A 26,063-nucleotide genomic window follows, 5' to 3' on the forward strand; every position below is an offset into this window, starting at 1 on the left:
CGATGCTCCGGGCGGCCTCGATCCCGGCCCGGAGATCACTACTGAGAGGCAACCAGCTTGACGAGCGGATACTCTCGCGATGACTTCTTCTGGTACTTGGCGTATCTCGGTTGCGCCTCGACCACCCGATTCCACGCCGTCGCGCGCTCATCCGCGTCGAGTACGACCGGCCGCACGGCCACCGGCACCTCCCCGTGGCGCTCGACTGACACGCCTCCGGGATTCGCTGTCAGATTGGCGAACCAGTCCGGGTTCCTGTCGCCACCACCCGATGCGACGACCAGCCAGTGGTCGCCGTCGGCGAACCAGCTCAGCGGCGTCTCGCGCACCAGGCCGGACCGCCGACCGGTCGTGCGCAGGATGAGCATCTCCATACCCCACATCGATCCGGACTTGTTCCGGATGCGGGTGACGGTGCGCTCGTTCATCTTTCGCTGATACCAGAGCGACAGGGATCGTGGTGACAGGGACATCTCTTCTTCCTCCGTGGCCGATCGGGCGATTGGCGTCGACACTACGGCCCGACGCGCGGGGGTCGCTTCTCGATTCCTGCTCGATCACGACTGGACACCGCGACCACTGGTCCTTGATCCGAAAGAACCCGCAGAACCCACTGGCCCGCCCTGCTCCCTGATCCGAAAGATGCGACCCCCATGCTCCCTGAGGAGCGTCCGGAGCTTGCGAGGGCGCGTCACGAAGGGTCTGGCAGGCCCACTCGCCAAACCCTTCGTGGCTCGTCGCTATCGCTCCTCGCACCTCAGGGAGCATGGGTGGCCCGCCTCGCTCACACCCGAAGAGAGCAGGGGTGGCCCGCCTCGCTCACACCCGAAGAGAGCAGGGGTGGCTCGCCTCGCTCACACCTGAAGGGAGCAATGAACTGCGAGACCCCGGCAACCAGAACGGTAGCCGGGGTCCCGAGAGGTACGCGAAAACGCTAGAGCGCCTTGAGTTCCTCGATGACGCTGTCGACGCTCTTCTTGGCGTCGCCGAAGAGCATGCTGGTTCCGTCGGCGAAGAACAGCGGGTTCTCGATGCCGGCGTAACCGGAACTCATCGACCGCTTCAGCACGATGGTGGACCGCGCCTCGTCGACGTTGAGGATCGGCATGCCGTGGATCGGCGAACTCGGATCGTTGCGCGCCGCGGGGTTGGTGACGTCGTTGGCGCCGATGACGATGGCGACGTCGGTCCGGCTGAACTCACCGTTGATGTCGTCCATCTCTTTCATCGAGTCGTACTCGACGTCGGCTTCGGCGAGCAGCACGTTCATGTGACCGGGCATGCGGCCGGCGACCGGGTGGATCGCGTACTTGACCTCGACACCCTTGGCCTCGAGCAGCTTTGCCATCTCCTTGACCGCGTGCTGGGCCTGCGCCACGGCGAGACCGTAACCGGGAACGACGATGACCTGGTTGGCGTAGGCCATCTGGATCGCGGCGTCGGCGGCCGAGGTCGCCTTGACGGTGCCGCCCTCGGCGCCGGGGCCGCCTGCGGCAGCGGCATCGCCGCCACCGAAGGAGCCGAACACGATGGCCGGGATCGACCGGTTCATGGCCTTGGCCATGAGGTTGGTCAGGATCGAACCCGAGGCGCCGACGATCATGCCGGCCACGATCAACGCCGTGTTGTCCAGAGCGATACCCGCGGCCGCAGCCGACAGACCCGTCATCGCGTTCAGCAACGAGATCACCACCGGCATGTCCGCGCCGCCGATGGGAAACACCACGAACAGACCCATCACGCCCGCGGCGACCAGTAGACCCACCATCCACCAGATGCTCGCGCCCCCACCGTTCGAGGCGTCGACTCCGAGGTAGATCGCCACACCGAGTGCGACGATGAGCAGCACTATGTTGGCGGCCTGGAACAGCTTGGCGTTGGAGACGAACGTCTTCTCCAGCCCCTTGGGCATGATCTCCTGCAGCTTGGCGAAGGCCACCAACGATCCCCAGAACGAGATCGAACCGATGATCGCGGCGATCAGCGAACCGATCACCAGCGGCGACGCCGGTTCGATGTTGTGGAACGTCGAGAACCCGGAGGTCTCGATGAACTCGGCCCACGCGATGAGCGCGACGGTGCCACCGCCGACGCCGTTGAACAGTGCGACCAGCTGCGGCATGGCCGTCATCTTGGTCTTCAGTGCCGGCGGGATACCCAGTGCGACACCGAGGATCAGACCCACCGCGATCAGCACCCAGTTGATCGTCGGTACGCCCTCGGTCGAGTGCCCGTCGGAACCGACCGCACCCTCATTCCAGACGTAGAGCAGCGTCGCGGCGACGGCCAGACCCATCCCCACCGCGGCGATCCAGTTGCCGCGCACCGCGGTCTTGGGCCCGGTCAGACCCATCAGACCGTAGATGAACAGGGAGAACGACACGATGTAGAGCGCCGTCACCAGATAGGCGATGCCTTCGCTCGGGGTGTGCGCGCCTGCCGCGAGCACCAGCTGTGACATAGATGTTTCTGGGGAGCCGTTCACTTGGCCGCCTCCTTCTTACCCTTGAACATGCCCAGCATCCGGTCGGTGACCGCGAAGCCACCGATCACGTTGAGCGTGCCGAAAACCAGCGCGACGAAGGCGATGATGCGCACACCCCACCCGGCGTCGGCGGGCAACTTGCCCAGGACGACCAGCGCGCCGAGCACGACGATGCCGTGAATGGCGTTGGTGCCCGACATGAGCGGTGTGTGCAGGGTGTTGGGGACCTTGGAGATGACGGCGAAGCCGACGAACCCGGCGAGCACCAGGATCGCGAGATTCGCGAGAAGTCCGGCATACATCAGGCAGACACCTCCTGTGCCTCGCGTGTGACACACGCGGCCGCAACGACCTCGTCGTCGAAATCCGGTGTGATGGAGCCGTTGTCGTCGAGCATCAGCTCGATCAACGCCAGCAGGTTCTTCGAGTACAGCTCACTGGCGTGCTCGGGCATGGTCGCCGGCAGGTTCAGCGGTGCCGCGATCGTCACGTCGTGCTTCACGACGGTCTGCCCCGGTTCGGTCAGCTCGCAGTTGCCGCCGGTCTCGCCCGCGAGGTCGACGACCACGCTGCCCGGCTTCATGCCCTCGACCGCGGCCGCGGTCACCAGGCGCGGGGCCGGACGACCCGGCACCAGCGCGGTGGTGATCACCACGTCGAACCCCTTGATGGCGTCTTCGAGCGCTTGCTGCTGCTGTGCGCGCTCGTCCTCGGTGAGCTCACGGGCGTACCCGCCCTCACCGGCCGCGTCGATTCCCAGGTCGAGCCACTGGGCGCCGACCGAACGGACCTGCTCGGCGACCTCGGGACGCACGTCGTACCCGGTGGTCCGCGCACCCAGGCGCTTGGCCGTCGCCAATGCCTGCAGACCCGCCACGCCGACGCCGAGTACCAGCACCGTCGCCGGCTTCACCGTTCCGGCGGCGGTTGTCAGCATCGGGAAGAACCGCGTCGACACATCCGCCGCCACCACGACCGACTTGTAGCCCGCGACGTTGGCCTGCGAGCTCAGCGCATCCATCACCTGCGCCCGGGAGATACGCGGGATGGCCTCCACCGCATACGCCTCCACACCGGCCGCGCGTAGCGTGCCGATCTGATTGTCGGCGTTACGCGGCGCGAGGAAACCGATCAGCTTCTGCCCACTGCGCAGTTTCGCGATCTCGGAATCCGACGGCGGCGACACCCGCAGAACCACATCGGCGCCGTACGGATCGCCGATCGTCGCTCCGGCTTCGGTGTACGCCTCGTCGGGGATCAGAGCGCCGAGACCGGCCCCCGACTCCACCACGACGGGCACACCCTTGCCCACCAGCGCGGCAACGACCTTCGGGACCAGCGCCACCCGGCGCTCCCCCTCGGCCGTCTCGCGCACGACACCCACTGTCATCTGTCTCACCTGTCTGATCCGGCGCCGCTCACCGCGGCGCCGCTGGTTGGCGCCTGTGCTCGGCGCGTCTTGTCAACGAGGTGACCTGCTCCCAGATCGTGCAGGTCCGCCATGTGTGTCGGCGAAACGGACGACCTGACGCAGGTCACGAGTGCACGGGTGGGACTAGGGATGACTGTCACCCGGCTCACATAAATGTGCGTTGAACATAACATGCGTTCTCAGCGGGAACTCAGGTGAGTCAGATACCTCACTCAACCCTTGACGCTGCGGTTTCGCTCATTTCTGGACACATGTCTGGACAGATGTCGTCCTGATGCCGATGCCCAGTTGCACCAACCTCGGTGTTCCGTAGTCTCCGGCCCGCTCGCGGCGCATCATTGAAGTACTACAAGCACCGCATGACCGGCAGACACAACGGGGCCCGTCCACAGCGCGAAAACCTGGCAGAGTCGTCTCGACGCCGCGGGTATCCCACATAGCGAGATCCGTCACGCGCACTACGGTTCCGGTCTGTCGTTCCGCGATCCCGACAACATCGCCCTCGAATTCTTCGCTCCGCCCGCGTGACACGCTCGCGATCTCCCGGGCCGAGATCGGTCACCGGTCGTGCATGTCGCCCGTCAGACGATGGTGTACGTGCGGTCGTCCAGCCCGCTTGCACCGTCGGGCGCCGGCGCCTGGTAGCGCTCGATCTGCGGTTTCCCCTGCTGATCGATCGCCCGGCATTCAAGGGTGTGGTTGCCCTTCGTCGCCTGCCAGACGAACTTCCATTGCCGCCAGGTGTCGATGCTGTATTCCGTGGTCAGCTCGGCGGGCTGCCATGGCCCCTGGTCGACGCGCACCTCGACGCGCTCGACACCGGTGTGCTGGGCCCATGCGGTGCCGGCGACGACTACCTCGCCTGCCGGGTGCTCGGTTCCGTCGGCCGGACGGTCGAACCGCGAGGCCATCTTGATCGGTCCGAGCGCCGACCACCCCCGGGTGGTCCAGTAGGCGTTGGCCTCGGAGAAGCGAGTGATCTCCCAGTCGACGACCCACTTCGTCGCCGAGACATATCCGTACAGCCCAGGCACCACCTGCCGGACCGGATATCCGTGCTCGAGCGGAAGCGGCGAGTCGTTCATCCCCACGGCGAGAAGGGCGTCACGTCCGTCGGTGACCGCCGAAATCGGTGTGCCGCAAGTCCAACCGTCGACGCTGGTGGACAGCAGCATGTCGGCGCCGGGCCGCACACCCGCGAGGTCGAGGACCTCGCGCATCGGCACCCCCAGCCACTTGGCGTTGCCGACGAGATCGCCGCCGACCTCGTTCGACACGCAGGCGAGGGTCACGATCCGCTCGGTCATCGGCATGGCGAGCAGGTCATCCCAGGACAGTGTCACCTCGCGGTCCACGTCTCCGTGAATCCGCAGTCGCCACTCACCGGTGGTCAGCGTGGGGACCTGCAGCGCCGTGTCGATTCGATAGAAATCGGCGTTGTCGGTCATGAAAGGTGTTGCGCCCGAGACCTCGAGCTGCGCACCTGCCGGGATGGGCGGCGCCTTCTGGGCCGCGCGCGGCAACAGAACCCGGGCGCGGTCGGCGACGACGCCCGCCGTGTCGGCGAGTACCCGTCGGGCCACGACACCGACCACGACCGCGGCAGCCGCCACGCCACCCGCGGTGAGCACGAAGCGGCGCGTGAATGCCGACCGCGCAGCCGGTTTCGGCGTGTCATCCGCGGAGTCGGTATCAGTCTCGGCGGCCGGTGGCTCGTCGGAACCCAATTGGGCGATCAGGACCCTCAGCACGACCACCCCGACCACGCCGGCGACGATCGACGGCAGCGCGTGGGTCCAGGTCGCATCCGGCCGGTTCATCGCGGCGAGCACCCCGACCAGCCCGAAGGCCGCGATCACCAGGGAGCCGAGCGGGGGTCGTCGCCGTTCGAGGTATCCGCACGCCGCCGCGAGCACTGCGATGAGGATGCCCATGCCGATGAAGAGCGCCAGCTTGTCGGCGACCCCGAACGTCTCGATCGCCCACTTGCGGACCGCCTCGGGCGATTGGTCGACGACCGTGGATCCCACGGCAAAGTAGGGGGACGCGTCCGGCGACACGGGAACGGCGGCCAGTTCGCCCGCGGCCAGCGCCGCACCGACGGCGACCACACCCGCCAGCGCGGGAGCCGGCGAGGTTGCATGACGCGTCGTGATCGAGGGCATATTTCTTGATAGCGGAGGAACCTGTGAATACGCCGTGTGCGATCGGTTCCGAGACCGGGCGGTGACCATCCGGGCACACCGCAGCACCAATCGTTACCAGAGACTAGAACAGGTTCTAGTTTGTCGGCTAATCTGATCCGCATGGCTACCAGCACCGAGATCCCGGAGACCGTCGCACTCGATTCGGTGAGCGAGTTCTCCGACGAGGTCGACGTCGTCGTGATCGGATTCGGCATCGCCGGCGGATGTGCGGCAGCCGAGGCCGCCGCCAACGGCGCGCGCGTACTGCTGCTCGAACGCGCCGCGGCACCCGGCGGCACCACGTCGCTGTCCGGCGGGTTCTTCTACCTCGGCGGTGGCACCGCCGTTCAGAAGGCCACCGGCCAGGACGACTCAGTCGAGGAGATGGAGAAGTACCTCACCGCGGTGTCGCTGGATCCCGAGGCAGACAAGATCCATGCCTACTGCGCCGACAGTGTCGACCACTTCAACTGGCTCGAAGGCCTGGGCTTCACCTTCGAGCGCAGCTTCTACCCCGAGAAGGCCGTCATCCAGCCCGGCACCGAAGGACTGATGTTCACCGGCAACGAGAAGGTCTGGCCGTTCAAGGACCAGGCCGTTCCCGCACCCCGCGGACACAAGGTGCCGGTGCCCGGCGAGACCGGCGGCGCGAAGCTGGTGATCGACCTGCTCGTCTCCCGGCTCGACGAGCTGGGTGCGGAGGTCCGGTATGAGACCGGCGCCCGGCAACTGGTCGTCGACGAAAACGGAGCGGTTGTCGGCGTGACGTGGAAGACCCCCGATGCGGAGGGCGTCATCCGCGCCGACTCGGTGATCATCGCCGCCGGCGGCTTCGTCATGAACCCCGACATGGTCGCCGAACACACCCCGCATCTCGCCGAGAAACCGTTCGTGCTCGGCAACACCTACGACGACGGTCTCGGCCTGCGCATGGGCCGATCCGTCGGCGCCGCACTGAAATACATGGACAAGGCATTCATCACCGCCCCCATCTACCCGCCCGCGAGCATGGTCATGGGTGTCATCGTGAACAAGTTCGGTGACCGGTTCGTCACCGAGGACTCCTACCACGCGAGGACATCGGGATTCGTTCTCGAGCAGCCGGATTCGGTCGCCTACCTCATCGTCAACGAGTCGCACATGAACGAGAAGCAGAACTACCTCGTCCCGCTGATCGACGGCTGGGAGACCATCGAGGAGATGGAGCGGGACCTCGGCATCCCCGAAGGCAGGTTGCAGGCGACCATGGCCCGCTACAACGAGAACGCCGCGAAGAAAGAGGACCCCGACTTCCACAAGGCCGCCGAGTTCCTCGAGCCGCAGGGCACCGGGCCGTGGGCGGCCTACGACCTGTCACTCGGCAAGGCCATGTATGCGGGATTCACGATGGGCGGCATGGCGACCTCGATCGACGGCGAGGTGCTCGACGAATCGGGGGCCGTGATCACCGGCCTGTACGCGGCCGGTGCCAGCGCCACCAACATCGCACAGGACTGCAAGGGATACTGCAGCGGAACGCAATTGGGCGAGGGCTCCTACTTCGGACGCCGTGCCGGGCGGCACGCCGCCGCACGGGTCACCGCCAGCGCGTGAGGGTCGGCGACCCCGGTCGAAAACCGCCCTCCAGCGGACCACAGACGGCGGAGCGGGCTGTTGCAAAATTCCGGTGTCAGCCGACGGCTTGTCGGGAGCGGTGTGTGGTGGGTATCGGCGATGATGTGTTGGTGGCCAAGGGTTATCGTCCGGTGCAGCGTGATCAGCAGTTTCTGATGCCGCCGAGTATGCGGGAATGGCTTCCGGCCGATGATCCGGTGTGGCTGGTCATCGAATCGGTCGCCTCGCTGGATACCGCGGCGATACGGGCGGTACGCAAGACCGGTGGAGCCGGTCGCGCCGCCTATCACCCGGATATGTTGTTGACCTTGTTGATCTGGGGGTGGGCCCAAGGCCAACGGTCCTCGCGGCAGCTGGAACGGTTGTGTCACCGCGACGTCGCCTACCGCATCATTTGCGGTGGTGAGGTCCCTGATCACGTCACGATCGCCCGGTTCCGCGCGGACTGCGCACCCGCGATCGAGGACCTGTTCACCCAGGTGTTGATGCTGTGCTCGCGGGTCGGGATGGGCCGACTGGGGGTGGTGGCCCTCGACGGAGTGAAGATCGCCTCGAACGCCTCGCTCAGCGCCAATCGCACCGAGCAAGGCTTGCGGGAAGCGTTGGCCAGTGAGGCTGCGCGCGCCGCGGCCGAACACGCAGCCGCTGACACCGCCGACGATGATGTTCATGGTGATGACCGCGGTGACCTGTTACCCCGCGGGTTGCACGATCCGGGGTCGCGGCAGGCCCGGATCGCCGCGGCGCTGGCTGATCTGGCTGCCCACACTGAACTACTCACCAACGCCGAAGCGGTGGCCGCGCAGCGTAGGAACGAACGTGACCAGGCCGCCGAGAAGTCCCAGCAGGCCCGCGAGGAGAAGATCGAGCGGGCGCGGGAACGCCGCGCTGCGGGCGGGCCCGCCACAGGCAAGGGATCGTTGCCGATCGAGATCGAGGTCGAGGTGCTGACCGAATCGTTGGCGCGGGCCATCGCGACCCACCAAGCAAAGATCGACCACTATCGACCTGGTCAGCGAGGCCGCAAACCCGGGCCGGTCGAGACGAACTACTACGTCAGGCGCGCCCAACGAGCACTCGAGCGGGCACAGCAGCGGCAGCAGCAACGTGACGCCGCGGCAGCGGCTCGGCCCGCTGCGGTCTGCACCCCGCCGACCACCGCGACCGCGGCTGCACCGTCACGGGAACCCTGCCGTAACATCACCGACCCGCAATCACGGATGATGGGATTGCGCGGCGGCGGCTGGCTCCAAGGCTTCAACTGCCAGGCTGTGACCAGCGATGACGGGCTGATCATCGCGACCGGCGTGGGCAACAACCCTGCCGATGTCACCACCTTCACCACCATGCTCGACAAAGCCGTCACCGCCGCCGCACTCATCGACACCCACCGCCCCGAACCGCCGGTCTCACCAGGAATTGGGGTCGTGTTGGCTGATGCCGGCTACCTCTCCGAACACAACCTCACCGCACCCGGACCAGACCGGCTCATCGCGACCGGCAAGCACCGGGCCGTGGCCCACGCCGCGCAGCACGCACCCACACACGGGCCGCCACCATCAGAAGCCTCCCCGATCCAGGCCATGACCCACCGGCTGGCCACACCCGAGGGACATGCGCTCTACCGTCAACGCGCCCACATCGCTGAAACCCCGTTCGCCCACGCTAAACACAACCTCGGCTTCCGTCGCTTCACCAGCCGCGGACTCGACAGAGCCACAGCAGAATTCAGCTTCCACGCCCTCGTCCACAACCTGTTCAAAGCCATCGGAACCGCCGCTTTGACCCCCACCACCGCCTGAGACCGGACGCTCCGCGACCGGCCATCACGCCCAACCCGCCCGCCGACCCGTTTACGCAACAGCCCGGGAGCGTCGTCGGCGCTGCCGGCGAGGGCGGTTTTCGGTCACCGCCCCGGCGTGAACCCGCGGAGTCGCAGGCTGTTGCCGACGACGAAGACCGACGAGAGGGCCATCGCCGCGCCGGCGATCATCGGGTTCAGCATGCCCGCGGCGGCGAGTGGAATGGCCGCGACGTTGTATCCGAAGGCCCAGAACAGGTTTCCCTTGATGGTGCCAAGGGTGCGACGCGCGAGCCGGATCGCGTCGGCGACCGCACGCAGGTCGCCACTCACGACGGTCAGATCGCTGGCAGCCATCGCGACGTCGGTGCCCGTCCCCATCGCGAGCCCCAGATCGGCCTGGGCGAGCGCGGCGGCGTCGTTGATCCCGTCGCCGACCATCGCCACCACATGACCCTGCTCCTGTAGTTCGGCGATCACCTCGAGCTTGCGGCGTGGACTGACGCCTGCGGTGACGTCGTCGATGCCGACGCTCGACGCCACCGCCCGGGCGGCACCCTCGTTGTCGCCGGTGAGCAGCTTCGGCGTCAGTCCCAGCCGCCGGAACTCCGCGACGGCCGCGGCGGACGACGGTTTGACCCGGTCGGCCACCGCGAGCACGGCAACGGGAACCGGTTGCGCAGCTGCGGTTTCGGATGCACCGTCGGAGGCCAGCACCACGACCGCGGTCGCGCCGGCGGATTCGGCGGCGGCGACCGCGTCGTCGAGTGTGCGTGGCAGGGGGACATCGACCTTGCTCGGTGACACGACCTCGACCAGCCGGTCGCCGACCATCCCGGCCACACCGGCGCCCTGCGTCGAAACGAAATCGCGTACGTGCGAGTCGATGTGGTCGCGCCCGGCGTCGACGACGGCCGCCGCGATCGGATGTTCCGACCCCGATTCCACCGACGCCGCCCATCCCAGGACCTGCTCGGTCTCGTAGCCGTCGACGACGGTGATCCCGGACAGCGACATCTCTCCTGTCGTCACCGTGCCCGTCTTGTCCAGCACGATGGTGTCCACCCGCCGCGTCGACTCGAGCACCTCCGGACCCTTCAGCAGGATGCCCAGTTGCGCACCCCGTCCGGTACCGACCATCAGCGCGGTCGGCGTGGCGAGCCCGAGCGCGCACGGGCACGCGATGATGAGGACTGCGACGGCGGCGGTGAACGCGAAGGTGACATCGCCACCGGCGAAGTCGGTCGTGGACGCCACCCCGAGCCAGAAGCCGAGCGTGGCAAGCGCGATCGCGATCACGATCGGGACGAACACCGAGGAGATCCGATCGGCCAGCCGCTGGACGTCGGCCTTGCCCTCCTGTGCCGCCGTCACCATGCGGGCCATCTGGGCGAGCGCGGTGTCCGAACCCACGGCGGTCGCGCGGACGACGAGCAGACCGCTGGTGTTGACGGTCGCGCCGACCACCGAGTCACCGGCGGTGACCTCGACCGGCACCGATTCTCCGGAGACCATCGACGCGTCGACGGCCGACGCACCGTCGACGACAACGCCGTCGGTGGCGATCTTCTCACCGGGTCGTACGACGAACTCGTCGCCGACTGCCAACTGCGCGATGGGGATTCGGTTCTCGTCGCCGCCGGGCCGCCGAACGACCACGTCCTTGGCCCCGAGATCCATCAGCGCGGCGAGCGCGTCACCGGCGCGCCGTTTGGCGCGCTTCTCGAAGTAGCGTCCGGCCAGCAGGAAGGTCGTGACGCCGGCCGCGGCCTCGAGGTAGATGTGCGACGACCCGTCGGTCCGCTGTGGCAGGAGATCGAAGCCGTGGGTGAGTCCGGGAGTGCCCGCGGTCCCGAGGAACAGTGCGTACAACGACCATCCGAACGCCGCGACGGTACCGACCGACACGACGGTGTCCATCGTCGTCGCGCCGTGGCGCAGGTTGATCCACGCCGCCCGGTGGAACGGGTAGGCACCCCACACGACGACCGGCGCGGCGAGGGTCAGGGACAGCCACTGCCAGTAGGTGAACTGCAACGCCGGGACCATCGCGAGCGCGATCACCGGCACCGACAGGATCGCCGACACGATCAGGCGCTGCCGGAGGCCGTCCAGCTCGGTATCGCCGGACCCCGCCGGGGCGTGTTCCGTGGCGTCTGCCGGCGGGCCGGGCAGGATCGGCGAGGCATCGTAACCGGCGGCCCGGACCACCTCGACGAGGTCCCCGGCCGCCAGGCCGGCGGGCACTTCGACGTGGGCGCGCTCGGTCGCGTAGTTCACCGATGCGGTCACGCCGTCGAGCTTGTTGAGCTTGCGCTCGATGCGGTTGGCGCAGGACGCGCAGGTCATCCCGGAGATGTCCAGGTCGACCAGTTGCCCGGTGCTCGCGGTCATGGGTGATCACCTCCGTGCGGGTCGGATGACGGGTCGTCGGTGACCACGACGCCATGCGAGGGCGCATCATGCGGCGCGGGCTCGACGTCGGGTCCCCAGGCGCGCCCGACACCGAAGGCGATCGCGAAGACCGCGATCAGCGCGACGACATACGTCAGGGGCCCGGTGACAGCGGATCTCATCGTCAGACCAGCGCGTAACCGGCTTCGGTGACGGCTGCCGCGACCTCGTCTCGTCCGAGTTCACGGTCGGCCGCGACCCGCACCGAGCCGTCGTCGACGGTGACCTCGACGCTCGTCACGCCGGGCAGCGCCTCGATCTCCTCGCGGACCGACGCGGCGCAATGGCCGCAGGTCATGCCGGTGACGGTGTAGGTGCTGGTGGTGCTCATGTCGGTACTCCTCGAATCGTCGTGTTGCGGGGATGGATAAGGCGGGAACGATCAGGACTTGACCAGGCGCGTGATCGCGGCCATGGCCTCGTCGACCTTCGCCTTGCCGGCTTCGTCGCTCTCCTGCGCGGCATGCACCACGCAATGCGCCATGTGCTCTTCGAGCAGACCGAGGCTGACCGCCTGCAACGCCTTCGTCATCGCCGACACCTGGGTCAGGATGTCGATGCAGTAGGTGTCCTCCTCGACCATGCGCTGCAGTCCGCGCGCCTGGCCCTCGATGCGCTTCAGTCGGCGGAGGTAGTCGTCCTTCCGGCCGATGTAGCCGTGCTGATGCTCGTCCATGATTCTCCCGTCCGAATACCCCTCAAGGGTATGCTCGACCAGGTATACCACCAGCGGGCCGATAACGGTACCCCCCTACCGTATCGGAGAATCCGGGCACGTCACCGCCTGCGCGCGGGCGTCGGCCCCTGCGGAGGAGGTCGTCTGCTCACGGACAAGCGCGCCGGCCCATAACCCGGGCCGAGGGCCCCGGGGGGTGGTCAGGCCGTGCCCTCCCCTACGACCGCAGCGCGGCAGCCAGCTTTGCCAGGGCGGTGGCCACCTCGTCGAGCGCGGCTCCGATGGCGGCGACCCGGGCGGCGTCGAAACCCGGAGCGCCTGGGTCCGGCCCCGGGACGGCCGGAAGGTTCCCCGGCGCAATCCCCGTCGGCCCCGAACCCGGACGGACGGCGGTCGGGCCGCTGATACCCGGACCGCCGACGACCGGGCCGCTGGCACCCGGACTGCCGGCACCCGGGCCGTCGAGTGGATCGGCGGGGTCCGTCGACGGCGAGTAGGCGACGTCGTAGCCATCGGTGCGATGGCGTCGGCCGTGGTAATCGTCGGCGGTCAGTGGCTCCACGTTGGTCGAGCGCCGTCCACCGCGATACGACGTGTGCGGCTCGGGATCGGCAGGCACCGGTGGCTGCGAGGAGAGCGACGCGGCCGGGTGCGAGTCGGGCAGGCGGTGCGAGCCCATCCGCGGGGGTGACTGCCGATGCGGATCGACGGCGCGATCGGGCGTGCCGGACTGCGGATTGGGCGCGCCCGCACCGGTCATCACCGATGGGGCGTGCCCGTTGCTGCGCGCGTAGAAGTGCGGACCGCCGTGTCCGGCGAAGAACACACATCCCGCGCCTTCGGGCGACGGGACCGGGCAGGGGTTGCGTTCGATGAGCGACTGGGCGCGATCGTCGAAGTCGTTCCACTCGAGCCAGAGACGCCGATCGTGCCGCGGGTGCGTGCTCGCGTCGGTGGCGTGGTTGCCCCGGTGGCCGATCGCCAGCCGGCACTGGAGCAACCAATCGGAGTCACCCGACAGTCCCAGCGCCGCGCGTTCGGCCGGCCGGCACACCACCGTCGACCAACAGCCCTCGCCGTTCATACGGACTCCCCTTCATGCCTTGCATCGCCGCAGATCTTCGCGCGACCACACCGCTGTGATGCGCATTGTGGTCTTCTCGTGCCCGTCGGGCGTCTGGCCGCCCCGATCGCAAGCCCCCCGGCGTGCACGTCTACAGGCCGCCCCCGGTGGCCACGGTTGGTGAAGATCCCGCGGGTCAGTCTACGAAGCGGGCCGGTCCGGTGCCACCCTCTCGGCCCCGCGCGTTTGAAGTGACGAACGCGAGGATCCTCTCGTTCACCTCGTCCGGCCGGTCGAGGTGCAGGAAATGACCCGCCCCGGCGACGACCGCGGCCGCGCTGTCGGCGGGTAACACCTCGCGGACGTGGTCGGTGAGGCGCGACTGCATGCACCCGTCATCGGCTCCGTGCAGATACAGCGTGGGACAACGCGGTTCGCCCAGCCAGTCGTCTCGCAGCGAGGCGTAGCGGGGATGCGTCCGCGGGCGGCGCAGCGCGCGGTAGTACCCGAGGGCGGCCGTCCGGTGTGCGCGCGTGGGCAACGCCGCCAGGGCGTGGTCGACGTCGAGCCGGTGGTCGGGTCGCGTGGCCGCCGTGCCCGTGTCCAGTCGCCAGCGGCGCCACAGCAGCGGGATCAGTCGGTCGAGCGCCCGTTCGGGCAGCCACGGCAACTGGTTGAACGCGATGTACCAGCTCATCAGCGCCTGCCGCGCGAGGATCCTGGCACCGTCGATCCCGCCGGCGACCGAGCGCCGTACCGCCGGGACCGGTGGCACCGACATCGAGACCACCCGTGCGTACGGATTGTCGTCGCGGTGCGCCACCGCGTTCGCCGTCATCGCACCCCAGTCGTGCCCGATCAGCACCGCGTCGTCGCCCGCGCCGACGGCGCCGTGGATCGCTCGCGCGTCGTAGGCGAGTGCTGCAACGTGAAAGTCGTTGTCCGCCGGTATTTCCGACGGTGCGTAGCCGCGTGTGAAGGGAGCGATCACGCGATGCCCGGCGGCGGCGAGTTCGGGTCCGAGGTGCCGCCACGTCCACGCCGAGTCGGGGAATCCGTGCAGACACACGACGACGGGCCCCGCCACGGGACCCCACGCCAGCGCGTGCAGGGTGATGTGTCCGAGCTCGAGGGTGATCCGTTCCGGCGTCGCGGCGACCGGGCCATCGTGATCGGGGGTGCGCTCGTGCCCCGAGTCGTCTGCTGAGATCTGGGTCATCGGGGCCAATCTAACGCCGACGGCCCACCGGGCGCATCGAGTTGGCCGGTCGCGTCAGCCGGGTACGCCCGCGTGGCGCGCTTCCCGCAGTTCGCCGTCGACGATCCGGAACACGCGCGACTCCGCCACGTCGGCGGTCAACGGGAAATCCGTGCGGACATGCGCGCCCCGCGACTCGGTGCGCGCGGCTGCTGCGGCGACGACCGCCGTCGCGGTGAGCGTGAGCGCCGCGTCTTCGACGTCACGCACCGTTTCCGCCACCCGCTGGGGTGCGGCGGCGAGCGTGTCGGCCGCCGCGGCGAGCCCCGAAGCCGACCGTCGCAGGGCCACTCGGCGCGTCATCGTGTCCTGCAGCTGATCGCGGTCCAGGATCGGGACGGGTGACTCACACCGCCGGCAACCGCTCTCCGGAACCGGGAGGCCGCGCCGCGCGGTCGCCACCGCTGCCGCGCGACGGCCCATCACCAGACCTTCGAGGAGACTGTTCGACGCCAGTCGGTTGGCGCCGTGCAACCCGGTGCGCGCGACCTCGCCCGCCGCTAGCAACCCGTCCACCGCGGTGCGCGACGACTCGTCGGTGACGACGCCGCCGCACAGATAGTGGGCTCCCGGCACGACCGGGATGCGGCCGGACGCGGGGTCGAGCCCGGCGGCCCGGACCCCCGCGGCCACCGTCGGAAAGCGGATCTCGAAGCCGACGACGCCGCTCACGTCGAGGTAGACGCACGGGTGTCCGGTGAGCTCGATCGCGGTCTGCACGGCGTCGGCCACCACATCGCGGGGCGCGAGATCACCCATCGGGTGGACGCCCGCGGTGACCGACCGGCCGTCGACGTCGACGAGTCGGCCGCCCTCCCCGCGCACGGCCTCGCTGATGAGCGTCCGTCGTCCCCGCGCGCCCTCGGTGTACAGCATCGTCGGGTGGAACTGGATGAACTCGAGATCTGCCACCTCCGCCCCGGCTCGCAACGCGAGCGCGATGCCGTCGCCGGTCGACCCGGCCGGATTGGTGGTCGCGGCGTAGAGGTGCCCGGTTCCGCCGGTGGCGAGCAGCACGGTCGGCGCCAGGACGGACTCGGTACGTCCGGCCCGCAGGCAGTCGACGCCGACGGCTCGACCGTCCTCGAGGCGGACCGAGGTCGCGATCGTGTCGTCGAGGAATCGGATCGGCGGCACGTCCCCGCCGGCGCGTCGGACGGCCTCGTGGAGCGCCCGCTGGATGGCCGCCCCGGTCGCGTCACCGCCGGCGTGGATGATGCGCCGCCGGGTGTGACCACCCTCGCGGGTCCGCAGCAGCGAACCGTCGGCGTCGCGGTCGAATTCGGCGCCCCAGCAGATGAGGGCCGACACCGAGGCCCAGCCATCGGCGAGGATGAGACCCGAGGCCGTCGGTTCGGTGAGTCCGCCGCCGGCGGCGACCGTGTCGGCGAGGTGGCGGTCCACCGAGTCGTCGCTGCTCCGACCCCCCGGCTCCGTTCCCGGTATCACCACCGCGACACCGCCCTGGGCGTAGAACGTCGAGGTGGGCTGATCCCCGCTCTCGGCGTCCCAGTGCGGGCCCTTGTTGAGGACGACGACCCGGAGTCCGTCCTGGGCGGCCCACAGCGCCGCGGTCAGGCCGGCGATGCCGGCACCCACCACCACCAGGTCGGCGCGGACCGTCTGATCCGTCCCGGCTCCCATGCGTATGGACCCGCTCATGTCACTCGCCTCTCGCCGCGGCATCCGAAGTCCCGCCACACCCGGTGGCCGGCATCCGGGAGAACAGCCCCGAACTGTTTTCGATTCCCAGTCGAAAACCCTACCCTGCAGCTGCGCGGGACGACATGCTCGACGGCGGCCGCCGTGGTGATGTTTCACCACGTCCACTCGGGGCAACCCCGGGCAGCATGAAAACCCTCTGGTTCGACCCCGCGGGCGAGGCAGCCCCCGACGCCCTGCCCGATGTCCGTCCGGAGACGATGCCCATCGACGTCGTCGACACCTTCGACCAGGTCGTCGTCGGCGGCGGGATCACCGGCCTGACCACCGGCCTGCTCCTGGCCCGCGCCGGTCAGTCGGTCGCGGTCCTCGAGGCGCGCCACATGGGCGCCGCCGCGACCGGCCACACCACCGGCAAACTCTCACTGCTGCAGGGCACCCGACTGTCGTCGATAGCGGGCCGCCACGGGCACGCGGCCGTCCAGGACTATGTCGACGCCAATCGGGAGGGCCAGGCCTGGTTGCGGCACTACCTCGATCATCGCGGGCTGCCCGTCGACGAGCGGGCCGCCCTCACCTTCGCGGCCACCTCGTCCGGCGCGAAGTCGGTCGAGAAGGAGTTCGAGGCCTGCCGCGCCCACGACCTCCCGGTCGAACACGTCGACTGTCCCGAGTTGCCCTTCGACGTCCGCACCGCGATCCGCCTCGACGGACAGGCGCAGATCGACCCGATGGTCGTGCTGCGTGCCCTCGCCGACGACCTGCGCGCGCACGGCGGCCACTTCTACGAGGGCGTCCGCGTGCAGGGCCTGCGCCACGGCTCACCGAACGTCCTCTCGACCGACGCGGGCGACGTGCGCGCCGACTCGGTGGTCATCGCGACCGGACAGCCCTTCCTCGACCGCGGCGGATTCTTCGCCCGGGTCCATCCCCAGCGGTCCTACGCGGCCGCGTTCATCGTCGACGGGGACATCCCGCGCGAGATGTACCTCGGCTCCGACAACCCGTCGGTCTCGCTACGGACGGTCAGGCGACCCGGTTACGACCGGGAACTGCTGATGGTCGGCGGATTCGGGCACGAGGTGGGCCGGACGAAGTCCGAGCGACAGCACGTCCTGGACATGCTCAGCTGGACCGAGAAACACTTCCCCAGTGCCCGGATGGTGGCCCGCTGGTCGGCCCAGGACTACACGACCATCGACGAATTGCCCTATGTGGGACCGATTCTCCCCGGCGTCGAGTCCGTGCAGGTGGCGACCGGCTTCGCCAAGTGGGGTCTCACCAACGGCGTCGCGGCGGCGCTGGCGATGACCGGTCGCATCCTCGGGTCCGAGCCGCCGTGGTCGGCGACCCTGCGCCCGTGGCGCACCACGGAGATCAGTCGTCCGGGGTCACTGGCCTCGGCGGTGTCGGCGAATGCCCAGGTCGCCGGATACATGGCGGCGGGCTATCTCTCGCTGCTGAAGCCGACCGACGGCGCACCGAAAGAGGGCGACGGCAATGTCGGACGTTCCGGCGTCAAGCCCGAGGGCGTGTGCACGGTGCAGGGTCAGACGCGGTCGGTCGCGCCGCTGTGCACGCACCTTTACGGGGTGTTGCGGTGGAACGACGCCGAGCAGTCCTGGGATTGCCCGTTGCACGGCTCGCGGTTCAGCCACACCGGCGAGGTCCTCGAAGGGCCGGCGACACGAAACCTGGCTTCGCACAACGACTGAGGCTCGCACATACCGGTCACAGCGACCGGGACAACCCCGGATCGGGATGGCGGAGGGTCCCCGCGAACGTGGCCTGCCCCAGGATCCGCCGGAACACAGGGCTGGTCAGCGTCGCCACCGGGCGCTGCAGCGCGCCGGCGAACAGCCGGACGCCGACATCGAGTGCGCGCGCATCGAGTCCGACGGGGATGCGGTCCCGGCCCGCCAGCACTCCGTCGAGGATGGCCGCGGCCGCCGCGGCGGGTCTGGTCCCGGGCAGTCGATGATCGAATCCGCGGGTCACGAAGTCCCGCACCCCCGGAGTCACATAGCGGGCACGGGCGGCGATCTCGGTGTGCACGACGCCGGGGTGCACGACGTGTACCCGGACACCGGAACCGGCGGCGCGCAGCTGGTGCTGGATGGTCTCGGAATACCCTCGCGTGGCGAACTTCGACGCCGAATACGCGGACTGCGCAGGCGAACCGAGGAAACCGAACGCGCTCGAGGTGTTCACGATGGAACCGCTCCCTGCCGCCTCCAGATGCGGAAGGAAGGCCACCGTGCCGTTCACCACCCCGCCCAGGTTCACGGACATGATCCGCCGCGCGTAATCGTCGTCCTCCTCGAGGACCCCGGCCACCATCGTGATCCCGGCGTTGTTGAACACCATTGCCGGCGGCCCGGATTCGTCGACGACAGCGTCCGCATAGGCGGTCATCGCGTCCGCGTCGGACACATCTGTCTGGTCGACGTGGACGCGGGCCCCCGCGTCGCACAGCCGTACCGTCTCCCGGACCGCCGCGACGTCGACGTCGACCAGATACAGCTCGACACCCACGCCATCGAATCGTCGCGCCAGCGCCCGGCCCATGCCTGCCCCGGCGCCGGTGATCACCACCGGCCGTCCGGCACATCGTCGACGTAGCCGACGGTCGGAGACCCGCGGGTGCCACAGGCGTTCGAGAGGAAATGGCAGGCCCGGCCGTCGCGACCGGGGTTCAGACGAGTTCGTCACCCGAGCGGACTACCCCCTTGCCGGGCCACTACACATCGCCCATGATCACCTGACGCGGTCACGGCGTCGCCCGCACGCGTTTACCGTGTGGGGCCGCGGGTACCCCGCGCACCGGACGGACGTGGCCACGGCGGAGAGGAGTCGATCGGTGAGTGTGTCGGACGCAGTCGTCATCGGAGCCGGTCACAACGGCCTCATCGCCGCGATACGCCTCGCCGATGCCGGGTGGGATGTGACGCTCCTCGAATCGCAGCCCGAGGTCGGTGGCGCGGTCCGCAGCGCAGAACTCACCCCCGGGTATGTGACCGACCTGTTCAGCGCCTTCTATCCGCTCGCGGTGGCGTCACCGGTGTTCGCCGACCTCGACCTCGCCGGCCACGGCCTGCAGTGGAGCCGCGCACCTCTGGCTTTCGGCCATCCCGCCGGTCCCGACGACGTCGACGCGCCCGTCGTGTTCCCCGATGCCGCCGACACCGCGGCGCACCTGGCCGGCTTCGACGAGCGTGACCGGCGCGCCTGGCTCGACCTGGTCGAGCAGTGGCAGCAGCTGCGCCCGGCGATCCTCAACACCCTGTTCGGCCCGTTTCCACCCGTCCGCGCGCTGCTGTCGGTGTTGCGTTCGCTCGGCACGGCCGACGCCCTGCGCCTCGCCCGATTCCTGATCCTGCCCGCCGATCAGATGGTGCGGGAGCTCTTTCACAGCGAGAAGGCCGGTCTGCTGATCCTCGGCAACGCCTTGCACGCCGACATCCCCCTGCACGCGCCCGGCAGCGGCCTCATGGGGTACCTGCTGACCATGCTCGGCCAGGACACCGGGTATCCGGTACCCGTCGGCGGTGCGGGGGAACTGTCGGCGGCGCTGCGGCGCCGCGCCGAGAGCGCCGGGGTGACCGTCGTGTGCGACACACGGGTAACCCGCATCGACGTCCAGGGCGGACGCGCCACCGGGGTCGTGGACAGCACGGGTCGGCGGTGGCCGGCGAGACGGGCCGTTCTCGCCGACGTCTCGGCGCCCGCGTTGTACACCGAACTGCTCTCCGCCGACGACGTGCCGGCGCGCGTCCTCGACGATCTCCGAACCTTCACCTGGGACACCCCCGTGGTCAAGGTGAACTATGCGTTCGGCGAGAAGATCCCATGGCGCAGTGCGAATCTCGGCGGGGCAGGCACGGTACATCTCGGCGCGGACGCACGCAACATCGCCTACTCGACCGCCGACATCGAAACCGGCCGTGTCCCCGAACACCCGTTCCTGCTCTTCGGCCAGATGACCACCGCCGACCCCGGGCGATCTCCCGCCGGCACGGAGAGCGCCTGGTCCTACAGCCATCTCCCGCGCGGGGTGACCGACGACGAAGCGGCCCAGCTGCTGGCTCGGCGGATGGACGCGGTACTCGAGGCGCATGCACCCGGCGTCTCCGACCTCATCGTCGGACGGCACGTCCAGACACCCCGCGACCTCCAGACCTCCGACGCCAACCTCGTCCACGGCACGGTCAACGGCGGCACCGCACAGCTGTTCCAGCAGTTGATCTTCCGCCCTACGCCCAACCTCGGTGGTGCGTCGACGCCGGTGGACCGGCTCTACCTCGCCGGATCGGGCGCCCACCCGGGTGGCGGTGTACACGGCGCGTGCGGCAACAACGCCGCCCGCGCCGCCCTCGCGTCGGACGGCGTCCGCGGTTTACCCCGAAGACTGTTCGACCGCAACGTCATCCGGCGTCCGACGACAACCGACAACGAGCACTGAACGGAGACCCGAGCATGAACCGAGTCGAACGTCACACGAGCGCAACACCGGCGCAGGTCTGGTCGGTGCTGTCCAACGGCTGGCTCTACGCCTCCTGGGTCGTCGGGGCCTCCCGCATCCGCGACGTCGATCAGTCGTGGCCGCAGGCAGGATCGAAGATCCATCATTCGGCGGGCGTGTGGCCCGCCCTGCTCGACGACGAGACGGAATCCGTGGAGTCGAAGGCCGGCCTCCTCGAATTGTCGGCTGCCGGCTGGCCCTTCGGCCGCGCGCGCATCCGCATGACCGTCGAGAAGGACGGAAACGGTTCCCTGATCGGCATGGAGGAGTTCGTCGAGACCGCGCCGCTGAAGTGGATTCCGCCGGTCGTCCAGGAGGCGGTCATGTCTCCGCGTCTGAACGAATGCCTGAGACGACTGGCGATGCTCGCCGAGAACCACGCCGGCTGACGCCTGGTTGCAATCGGGTCGGTTCGGGTACGCGATCCGACATGACCACAGCACTCGCGATCACCTGCACCCTCAAACCGTCGCCCGCTGAATCGAGCAGCGACCTCATGGCCCGGCACATCCTCGACGCACTCGCCCAACACGGCGTGTCCGGCGACATCATCCGGGCGGTGGACCACGACATCCGGCCCGGAGTCGAACGGGACATGGGTGACGGAGACGAGTGGCCTGCCATCTTCGAGCGGGTGGCCGCGGCCGACATCCTGGTGATCACGACCCCGACGTGGCTGGGCCACATGTCGAGCGTGGCCCAGCGTGTCCTCGAGCGACTCGACGCCGAGATCTCCGAGACCGACGACGCCGGCCGCCCGACCATGCTCGGGAAGGTCGCCCTGTGCGGTGTCGTCGGCAACGAGGACGGTGCGCACAAGATCATCGCCGACGTCTTCGGGGCGCTCGACGACATCGGGTTCACGATCCCCGGGCAGGGCAACACCTACTGGAACGACGAGGCGATGGGCGGCCGCGACTACAAGGATCTCGACGCGGTGCCCGACCCCGTCGCCTCGGCCACCAGCGCCGCCGCCCGTAACGCGGTACATCTCGCGCGATTGCTGTCGCAGAACAGCTTTCCGCCGTACGAATAGTCTCTGCGACAGTGGGTTCCACTCCCGCGGTCCTGTCTACGTCACGCTGATGGGATCCGATGAGCGGGACGTAAACGTGGCCGCGCGATGAAAACTGCACCACGGCAGGAGGTCGGCTTTCACCGATCAGTGCATCTCGCTCTCGGAACGATCAGCGGCGGCTTCTGATGCCTGTCGACGCAGGCGCTCTCGGTATCCGTAGGTGGCGCGCAGGACATCGTCGTAGCTGTCGGCACTCGACCCGAGGGCTCCGGCGAAGATCCCCATCGAGGTCGCGAGCCACGACAGGTACACGTAATTGCGTAGTCCCACCGCATGTCCGAGCTGTGAGGCGAGAAAGCTCTCGTCGATGACGATGAGCGCGGCGGCCAGGGTGGCCGCGAACAGTCCGGCGTAGAGCACCACCGCGCTGAACACGACCGTACAGACGGTGGCCATGTTGTAGAGGCGGGCGCGCGGTCTCGCGGTGACCGTCGCGCGTTCCCACAACCTGTTGTTGGTGATGAGCCATACCGAGGCCAGTACCAGTGACAGCAGCGTGATCGCGGCCAGACGCCAGGCGCTCAGCGCGTTCGCCATGGACCAGATCGTGGAGAAGAAGATGCCGAACGACGCCGCCGCCGCAGCTGCGGCCGTCATACCCGTCAGGGTCGGGATCAACCGCCACGGCCGATTCCCCCGGACCATTCCGGCCATCAGCTTGAGCCGGCGCGAATAGCCTTCGGCGCACACGTATTCGGTGTCGCCGTCGGATATGACGAGGATGCCGCGTTGCTGCTCGAACCCGCGTATCGAATCCTCACCGGTCATCGTCCCGGCGATGGTCGCGATCAGAGTGCGCAGTGCCCGCCGGGGCACCGGGCCGAGCGCGGGGAGCGAGACGACGGCGGCGTGGCGCTCGCGGTCGAGTTCGGCCAGCACCACCAGATTCCGGGGACTGCGGTCGTTTTCGTCACTGTCCCGCGGCTTGTACAGCCGCGGCATCTCGGTGACGAACACGATCACCTCGTCGGCCGAATCATCTGTGCCCCACACCGTCTCGAGGTCACCACGCGGAGTCATCTGCAGCGTGGTGTCCCTCGTGACGGTGTGGCCGCGGTACTCCAGTGACAGGTCCTCGGCAATCCGCGCGAAACGGTCCTCGCCACCCTCGATCAGGGTGGCGGGGAGTCCGTGTTCGGCAACGATGCGCAAGGCGCCGGCGCGTCGGTCGTCACTTTCCTGGCTGTTCATGAGCCGTGCCGTCGTGTCGCCCAAGCGGTCTCAGTCCGGCGGTTCGGACTCCCCGGCGGCCGGGGAGGCCGGGTTGTCCTCGTCGTCGCGGGCGGTGGCGGCGGAGGGGTCCACCTGCTCATCGGTGTCGGGTTCGTGGACTGTCCGCTCCTCGAGTTCGTCGACCTTGCGGCGGGCATCATCCGGCGTCGCGTCGGGGGTCCCGGTCTCGGCGGGCTCCATGGGAAGTTCTTCGGTCATCGTGTGCGTCGACCTTCCGTCGGTGTGTCTCGATGGTGCCTCTGTCAGATGGGTGGGTGAACCAGGCCGAGCGGTACCTCAGTCGTCGGCCGACGTTCTCGGTGCATACCGCAGGACGGCGCCGATGCCGTCGCGCGGTGAGATGCGCTCGTCGATCCGCACCAGGTCTGCACCGGTCAGGACCGCTGCCATCGGCAGCGCTTCGTCGGCGCGCAGCGTGCGCTCCGGCGGGACGCCCAACTCGGACAGGTTCTCCGGTGTCGGTGCGACCGAGGCGAGGCCTCCCGCGGCGTCTCCGCCGTCGAACACGACCGCGTCCTCGACGTCGCCGATGACGAGCGTCTCGACCTCGCCGTTGCGCAGGGCTCCACACACCGCCGTCAGCCCCTCGACGGCGAGCGCCGGGTCGTGTCCGAGCCCCGCCTGCAGGCTCTCCGCCGCGTCGGCCATCGTGCGGTTCTGGCGGAGTTCGAGTTCGGAGGTCACCGCCTTGCGGATGTCCTCGTCGGCGATGCCGCTGTCCCGGGCTCCCAGTTGGAGATCGACCAACCGTTCGGCGAGCCGCTCGGGAGCCGCCGCCCGCAGGTCCGACAACGACGAGAGCTCGCCGATGACGAAGACGATCTCGGGTGTGTCCGCGTCGACGATCGCGGTGAGGCGATCGGCGATCTGCCGGATGTTCTTGCGGTTCTGTTCGTCGCTGCGCTGCTGCGGATCACCGTACCCCGACGACTCGGCGCCAGCCGCGTGATGGATCGGATAGCCCTCTCCCTCAACGGTTTCGCGCCTCATCGTCGACCCGCCGGCCTCGAAGAGCTCGATGTCGGCGCCGGCGTGGTCGACCGCGGCGATCACATGCCGCGGGGCGCTCGTACCGTGTTCGATCAGCGGAACCAGGTACGGCACCGGCGAATACCGTGCCACGGGTGTGACCGGCGGACGGCTGAGGTGTTCGTCGAGCAGCACGCCGCCGGGACCCGCGATCAGAGCACGACCGCTGGGCCCGACCGCCGGAGTCCCGTCCAGCAGGGTGGTGCCGATCGACTCCACCACGGCGGGATCGGCACCCGCCGACTCCAGTTCCGCACGGAGAGCCCGCCAGCGGAGTTCCACCGTGTGGGCGGCGTCTTCGGTGTTGTGGGAGTCGTCGATGTAGATGGTCGCGAACGGACCGGTGGCGGTCGCCAGCTCGCGGAATCGGGTCGAATTCATGCGCGGCCTCCTTGCCTGATGTCGGAGCAGTCGACTCTCACGAGGGTGCCCACCGAATTCAGGCGGCAAACATGCCGACCCACCACTAGAGGGTCGACGTGTCGATCACGAAGCGGTAGCGCACATCCGAGGCCACGACGCGGTCGTAGGCCTCGTTGATCCGATCTGCGGAGATCACCTCGATCTCGGCGCCGATGCCGTGCTCCGCGCAGAAGTCGAGCATCTCCTGGGTCTGCGCGATACCGCCGATCATCGAACCGGCGAAGCTGCGACGTTTTCCGACCAGCGCGCCCGCGGGGACGTCGATCGGATGTTCGGGGAGCCCGAGTTCCACCATCGTGCCGTCGAGGGCGAGCATGCCGAGGTACTTGGCGATCGGGAGATTGGCCGACACGGTGTTCAGGATGAGGTCGAAGGTGTTGCGCAGCTCCCGGAACGTCTGCGGGTCGCTGGTCGCGTGGTAGTGGTCGGCTCCGAGGCGCAGACCGTCCTCCATCTTCTTCAGCGACTGCGACAGCACCGTCACCTCCGCACCGAGCGCGTGCGCGATCTTCACCCCGACGTGCCCGAGACCGCCGAGGCCGACGATCGCGACCTTCTTCCCGGGCCCGGCACCCCAGTGCCGCAGCGGTGAATAGAGCGTGATCCCGGCGCACAGCAGCGGGGCCGCCTCGTCGAGTGCGATGCCGTCGGGAATCCGGAGTACGTAGTTCTCGTCGACGACGATCGACGTGCTGTATCCGCCCTGTGTGGGTGTCCCATCGCGTCCGACGGCGTTGTAGGTGCCCACGTTGCCCCGCTCGCAGTACTGCTCCTCGCCGAGTCGGCACGGCTCGCACTCACGGCACGAGTCGACGAAGCAGCCCACGCCCACCCGATCTCCCACGGCGTATCGGGTGACCTCGTCGCCGACGGCGGCGACCGTCCCGGCGATCTCGTGGCCGGGCACCACCGGGAACCTCGTCCCACCCCATTCGTCGCGTGCGGTGTGGATGTCGGAATGACAGATCCCGGCGAACGCGATGTCGATCGACACGTCGTTCGGGCCGAGGTCACGTCGTTCGATGGTGGTGGGTTCGAGCGGACGATCGGCTGCCGGGGCGGTGTAGGCGTTGACCGTGGTGGGCATGCGGACTCCTCGGTGCACATTTCGGAGGGTGGCAGATGTGGTGGTGCGCGACGCACCGAC

At 68.7% G+C, this 26,063-nt stretch carries 23 protein-coding genes and 1 pseudogene; 7 read left to right on the forward strand and 17 right to left on the reverse strand.

Annotated elements, in window-relative coordinates:
- Positions 1-38 precede the first annotated feature (38 nt).
- The 4 genes from AC3B5T_RS05690 to AC3B5T_RS05705 form a co-directional block, all read right to left on the reverse strand.
- The gene (locus tag AC3B5T_RS05690) at positions 39-473 is read right to left on the reverse strand and encodes a nitroreductase family deazaflavin-dependent oxidoreductase (RefSeq protein ID WP_055477316.1); all 435 of its coding nucleotides are present in this window, start codon (positions 471-473) and stop codon (positions 39-41) included.
- A gap of 461 nt (positions 474-934) precedes the next feature.
- Positions 935-2,461: an NAD(P)(+) transhydrogenase (Re/Si-specific) subunit beta gene (locus tag AC3B5T_RS05695; RefSeq protein ID WP_488358397.1), complete on the reverse strand. Its 1,527-nt coding sequence runs from the start codon at positions 2,459-2,461 to the stop codon at positions 935-937.
- Between the two features lie 20 nt (positions 2,462-2,481).
- On the reverse strand, positions 2,482-2,787 hold the full coding sequence (locus AC3B5T_RS05700; protein ID WP_004020381.1) for an NAD(P) transhydrogenase subunit alpha part 2: 306 nt from the start codon (positions 2,785-2,787) through the stop codon (positions 2,482-2,484).
- Positions 2,787-3,875: a Re/Si-specific NAD(P)(+) transhydrogenase subunit alpha gene (locus AC3B5T_RS05705; protein WP_014928521.1), complete on the reverse strand. Its 1,089-nt coding sequence runs from the start codon at positions 3,873-3,875 to the stop codon at positions 2,787-2,789. The genes AC3B5T_RS05700 and AC3B5T_RS05705 overlap by 1 nt, the downstream gene beginning before the upstream one ends.
- A gap of 444 nt (positions 3,876-4,319) precedes the next feature.
- Here AC3B5T_RS05705 and AC3B5T_RS05710 point away from each other — a divergent pair.
- A pseudogene (locus tag AC3B5T_RS05710) lies at positions 4,320-4,445 on the forward strand (VOC family protein); the annotation flags it as partial.
- 53 nt (positions 4,446-4,498) lie between these two features.
- Here the strand turns inward: AC3B5T_RS05710 and AC3B5T_RS05715 are convergent.
- Positions 4,499-6,082 (reverse strand): molybdopterin-dependent oxidoreductase, encoded by a 1,584-nt coding sequence (locus tag AC3B5T_RS05715; protein WP_055477317.1) that lies wholly within the window; start codon positions 6,080-6,082, stop codon positions 4,499-4,501.
- Positions 6,083-6,223: 141 nt separating this feature from the next.
- Between AC3B5T_RS05715 and AC3B5T_RS05720 the strand changes: the two genes are divergently transcribed.
- Positions 6,224-7,696 (forward strand): FAD-binding protein, encoded by a 1,473-nt coding sequence (locus AC3B5T_RS05720; protein ID WP_055477318.1) that lies wholly within the window; start codon positions 6,224-6,226, stop codon positions 7,694-7,696.
- A gap of 131 nt (positions 7,697-7,827) precedes the next feature.
- Positions 7,828-9,519: a transposase gene (locus AC3B5T_RS05725; protein ID WP_488358751.1), complete on the forward strand. Its 1,692-nt coding sequence runs from the start codon at positions 7,828-7,830 to the stop codon at positions 9,517-9,519.
- A 104-nt stretch (positions 9,520-9,623) separates the two neighbouring features.
- Here AC3B5T_RS05725 and AC3B5T_RS05730 read toward each other — a convergent pair whose 3' ends face one another.
- The 7 genes from AC3B5T_RS05730 to nadB all read right to left on the reverse strand — a co-directional run bounded on the left by AC3B5T_RS05730 (position 9,624) and on the right by nadB (position 16,631).
- Positions 9,624-11,912 carry a heavy metal translocating P-type ATPase gene (locus AC3B5T_RS05730; protein WP_488358398.1) on the reverse strand — a complete coding sequence of 763 codons (2,289 nt, stop codon included), beginning with the start codon at positions 11,910-11,912 and terminating at the stop codon, positions 9,624-9,626.
- Positions 11,909-12,094 carry a hypothetical protein gene (locus AC3B5T_RS05735; RefSeq protein WP_488358400.1) on the reverse strand — a complete coding sequence of 62 codons (186 nt, stop codon included), beginning with the start codon at positions 12,092-12,094 and terminating at the stop codon, positions 11,909-11,911. The genes AC3B5T_RS05730 and AC3B5T_RS05735 overlap by 4 nt, the downstream gene beginning before the upstream one ends.
- Positions 12,095-12,096: 2 nt before the next feature.
- The gene (locus AC3B5T_RS05740) at positions 12,097-12,303 is read right to left on the reverse strand and encodes a heavy-metal-associated domain-containing protein (RefSeq protein WP_010843166.1); all 207 of its coding nucleotides are present in this window, start codon (positions 12,301-12,303) and stop codon (positions 12,097-12,099) included.
- 51 nt (positions 12,304-12,354) lie between these two features.
- Positions 12,355-12,648 (reverse strand): metal-sensitive transcriptional regulator, encoded by a 294-nt coding sequence (locus tag AC3B5T_RS05745; protein WP_004020389.1) that lies wholly within the window; start codon positions 12,646-12,648, stop codon positions 12,355-12,357.
- A 217-nt stretch (positions 12,649-12,865) separates the two neighbouring features.
- Complete coding sequence (locus AC3B5T_RS05750) at positions 12,866-13,732, reverse strand: hypothetical protein (protein WP_488358401.1); 867 nt, start codon at positions 13,730-13,732, stop codon at positions 12,866-12,868.
- Between the two features lie 175 nt (positions 13,733-13,907).
- A complete protein-coding gene (locus AC3B5T_RS05755) occupies positions 13,908-14,930 on the reverse strand; it encodes an alpha/beta hydrolase (RefSeq protein WP_488358403.1) in 1,023 nt (340 codons plus the stop codon).
- Between the two features lie 54 nt (positions 14,931-14,984).
- Complete coding sequence (nadB, locus tag AC3B5T_RS05760) at positions 14,985-16,631, reverse strand: L-aspartate oxidase (RefSeq protein ID WP_488358405.1); 1,647 nt, start codon at positions 16,629-16,631, stop codon at positions 14,985-14,987.
- 188 nt (positions 16,632-16,819) lie between these two features.
- Between nadB and AC3B5T_RS05765 the strand changes: the two genes are divergently transcribed.
- A complete protein-coding gene (locus tag AC3B5T_RS05765) occupies positions 16,820-18,346 on the forward strand; it encodes an FAD-dependent oxidoreductase (RefSeq protein WP_488358406.1) in 1,527 nt (508 codons plus the stop codon).
- A gap of 16 nt (positions 18,347-18,362) precedes the next feature.
- Here the strand turns inward: AC3B5T_RS05765 and AC3B5T_RS05770 are convergent, their stop codons facing one another.
- A complete protein-coding gene (locus tag AC3B5T_RS05770; protein ID WP_488358407.1) occupies positions 18,363-19,226 on the reverse strand; it encodes an SDR family NAD(P)-dependent oxidoreductase in 864 nt (287 codons plus the stop codon).
- Between the two features lie 265 nt (positions 19,227-19,491).
- On the opposite strand from AC3B5T_RS05770, the gene AC3B5T_RS05775 reads away from it, so the two are divergent.
- The 3 genes from AC3B5T_RS05775 to AC3B5T_RS05785 are packed head-to-tail and all read left to right on the forward strand — an operon-like array spanning position 19,492 to position 22,189.
- Entirely contained in the window at positions 19,492-21,093 is a 1,602-nt protein-coding gene (locus AC3B5T_RS05775) for a phytoene desaturase family protein (protein WP_488358408.1), read from the forward strand.
- Between the two features lie 14 nt (positions 21,094-21,107).
- Positions 21,108-21,542: an SRPBCC family protein gene (locus tag AC3B5T_RS05780; RefSeq protein WP_010843173.1), complete on the forward strand. Its 435-nt coding sequence runs from the start codon at positions 21,108-21,110 to the stop codon at positions 21,540-21,542.
- A 41-nt stretch (positions 21,543-21,583) separates the two neighbouring features.
- The gene (locus AC3B5T_RS05785) at positions 21,584-22,189 is read left to right on the forward strand and encodes a flavodoxin family protein (protein ID WP_010843174.1); all 606 of its coding nucleotides are present in this window, start codon (positions 21,584-21,586) and stop codon (positions 22,187-22,189) included.
- 126 nt (positions 22,190-22,315) lie between these two features.
- Here AC3B5T_RS05785 and AC3B5T_RS05790 read toward each other — a convergent pair whose 3' ends face one another.
- From AC3B5T_RS05790 to AC3B5T_RS05805, 4 genes are all read right to left on the reverse strand, one after another.
- Positions 22,316-23,422: a hypothetical protein gene (locus AC3B5T_RS05790; RefSeq protein WP_488358409.1), complete on the reverse strand. Its 1,107-nt coding sequence runs from the start codon at positions 23,420-23,422 to the stop codon at positions 22,316-22,318.
- A 30-nt stretch (positions 23,423-23,452) separates the two neighbouring features.
- On the reverse strand, positions 23,453-23,662 hold the full coding sequence (locus tag AC3B5T_RS05795; RefSeq protein ID WP_010843176.1) for a hypothetical protein: 210 nt from the start codon (positions 23,660-23,662) through the stop codon (positions 23,453-23,455).
- A 78-nt stretch (positions 23,663-23,740) separates the two neighbouring features.
- Positions 23,741-24,874 (reverse strand): Rv2629 family ribosome hibernation factor, encoded by a 1,134-nt coding sequence (locus tag AC3B5T_RS05800; RefSeq protein WP_488358410.1) that lies wholly within the window; start codon positions 24,872-24,874, stop codon positions 23,741-23,743.
- 85 nt (positions 24,875-24,959) lie between these two features.
- Positions 24,960-26,003 (reverse strand): NAD(P)-dependent alcohol dehydrogenase, encoded by a 1,044-nt coding sequence (locus AC3B5T_RS05805; protein WP_010843178.1) that lies wholly within the window; start codon positions 26,001-26,003, stop codon positions 24,960-24,962.
- Positions 26,004-26,063 lie beyond the last annotated feature (60 nt).

The sequence above is a fragment of the Gordonia sp. G4 genome, from assembly GCF_057770005.1.

Bases quoted from the DNA above. Each gene is read 5' to 3' on its own strand.
- AC3B5T_RS05705 (WP_014928521.1), bottom strand. From the start codon at position 3,875: ATGACAGTGGGTGTCGTGCGCGAGACGGCCGAGGGGGAGCGCCGGGTG.
- AC3B5T_RS05745 (WP_004020389.1), bottom strand. From the start codon at position 12,648: ATGGACGAGCATCAGCACGGCTACATCGGCCGGAAGGACGACTACCTC.
- nadB (WP_488358405.1), bottom strand. From the start codon at position 16,631: ATGAGCGGGTCCATACGCATGGGAGCCGGGACGGATCAGACGGTCCGC.
- AC3B5T_RS05695 (WP_488358397.1), bottom strand. From the start codon at position 2,461: ATGTCACAGCTGGTGCTCGCGGCAGGCGCGCACACCCCGAGCGAAGGC.
- AC3B5T_RS05715 (WP_055477317.1), bottom strand. From the start codon at position 6,082: ATGCCCTCGATCACGACGCGTCATGCAACCTCGCCGGCTCCCGCGCTG.
- AC3B5T_RS05690 (WP_055477316.1), bottom strand. From the start codon at position 473: ATGTCCCTGTCACCACGATCCCTGTCGCTCTGGTATCAGCGAAAGATG.
- AC3B5T_RS05790 (WP_488358409.1), bottom strand. From the start codon at position 23,422: ATGAACAGCCAGGAAAGTGACGACCGACGCGCCGGCGCCTTGCGCATC.
- AC3B5T_RS05785 (WP_010843174.1), top strand. From the start codon at position 21,584: ATGACCACAGCACTCGCGATCACCTGCACCCTCAAACCGTCGCCCGCT.
- AC3B5T_RS05795 (WP_010843176.1), bottom strand. From the start codon at position 23,662: ATGACCGAAGAACTTCCCATGGAGCCCGCCGAGACCGGGACCCCCGAC.
- AC3B5T_RS05780 (WP_010843173.1), top strand. From the start codon at position 21,108: ATGAACCGAGTCGAACGTCACACGAGCGCAACACCGGCGCAGGTCTGG.
- AC3B5T_RS05765 (WP_488358406.1), top strand. From the start codon at position 16,820: ATGAAAACCCTCTGGTTCGACCCCGCGGGCGAGGCAGCCCCCGACGCC.
- AC3B5T_RS05805 (WP_010843178.1), bottom strand. From the start codon at position 26,003: ATGCCCACCACGGTCAACGCCTACACCGCCCCGGCAGCCGATCGTCCG.
- AC3B5T_RS05735 (WP_488358400.1), bottom strand. From the start codon at position 12,094: ATGAGATCCGCTGTCACCGGGCCCCTGACGTATGTCGTCGCGCTGATC.
- AC3B5T_RS05740 (WP_010843166.1), bottom strand. From the start codon at position 12,303: ATGAGCACCACCAGCACCTACACCGTCACCGGCATGACCTGCGGCCAT.
- AC3B5T_RS05750 (WP_488358401.1), bottom strand. From the start codon at position 13,732: ATGAACGGCGAGGGCTGTTGGTCGACGGTGGTGTGCCGGCCGGCCGAA.
- AC3B5T_RS05800 (WP_488358410.1), bottom strand. From the start codon at position 24,874: ATGAATTCGACCCGATTCCGCGAGCTGGCGACCGCCACCGGTCCGTTC.
- AC3B5T_RS05755 (WP_488358403.1), bottom strand. From the start codon at position 14,930: ATGACCCAGATCTCAGCAGACGACTCGGGGCACGAGCGCACCCCCGAT.
- AC3B5T_RS05730 (WP_488358398.1), bottom strand. From the start codon at position 11,912: ATGACCGCGAGCACCGGGCAACTGGTCGACCTGGACATCTCCGGGATG.
- AC3B5T_RS05720 (WP_055477318.1), top strand. From the start codon at position 6,224: ATGGCTACCAGCACCGAGATCCCGGAGACCGTCGCACTCGATTCGGTG.
- AC3B5T_RS05700 (WP_004020381.1), bottom strand. From the start codon at position 2,787: ATGTATGCCGGACTTCTCGCGAATCTCGCGATCCTGGTGCTCGCCGGG.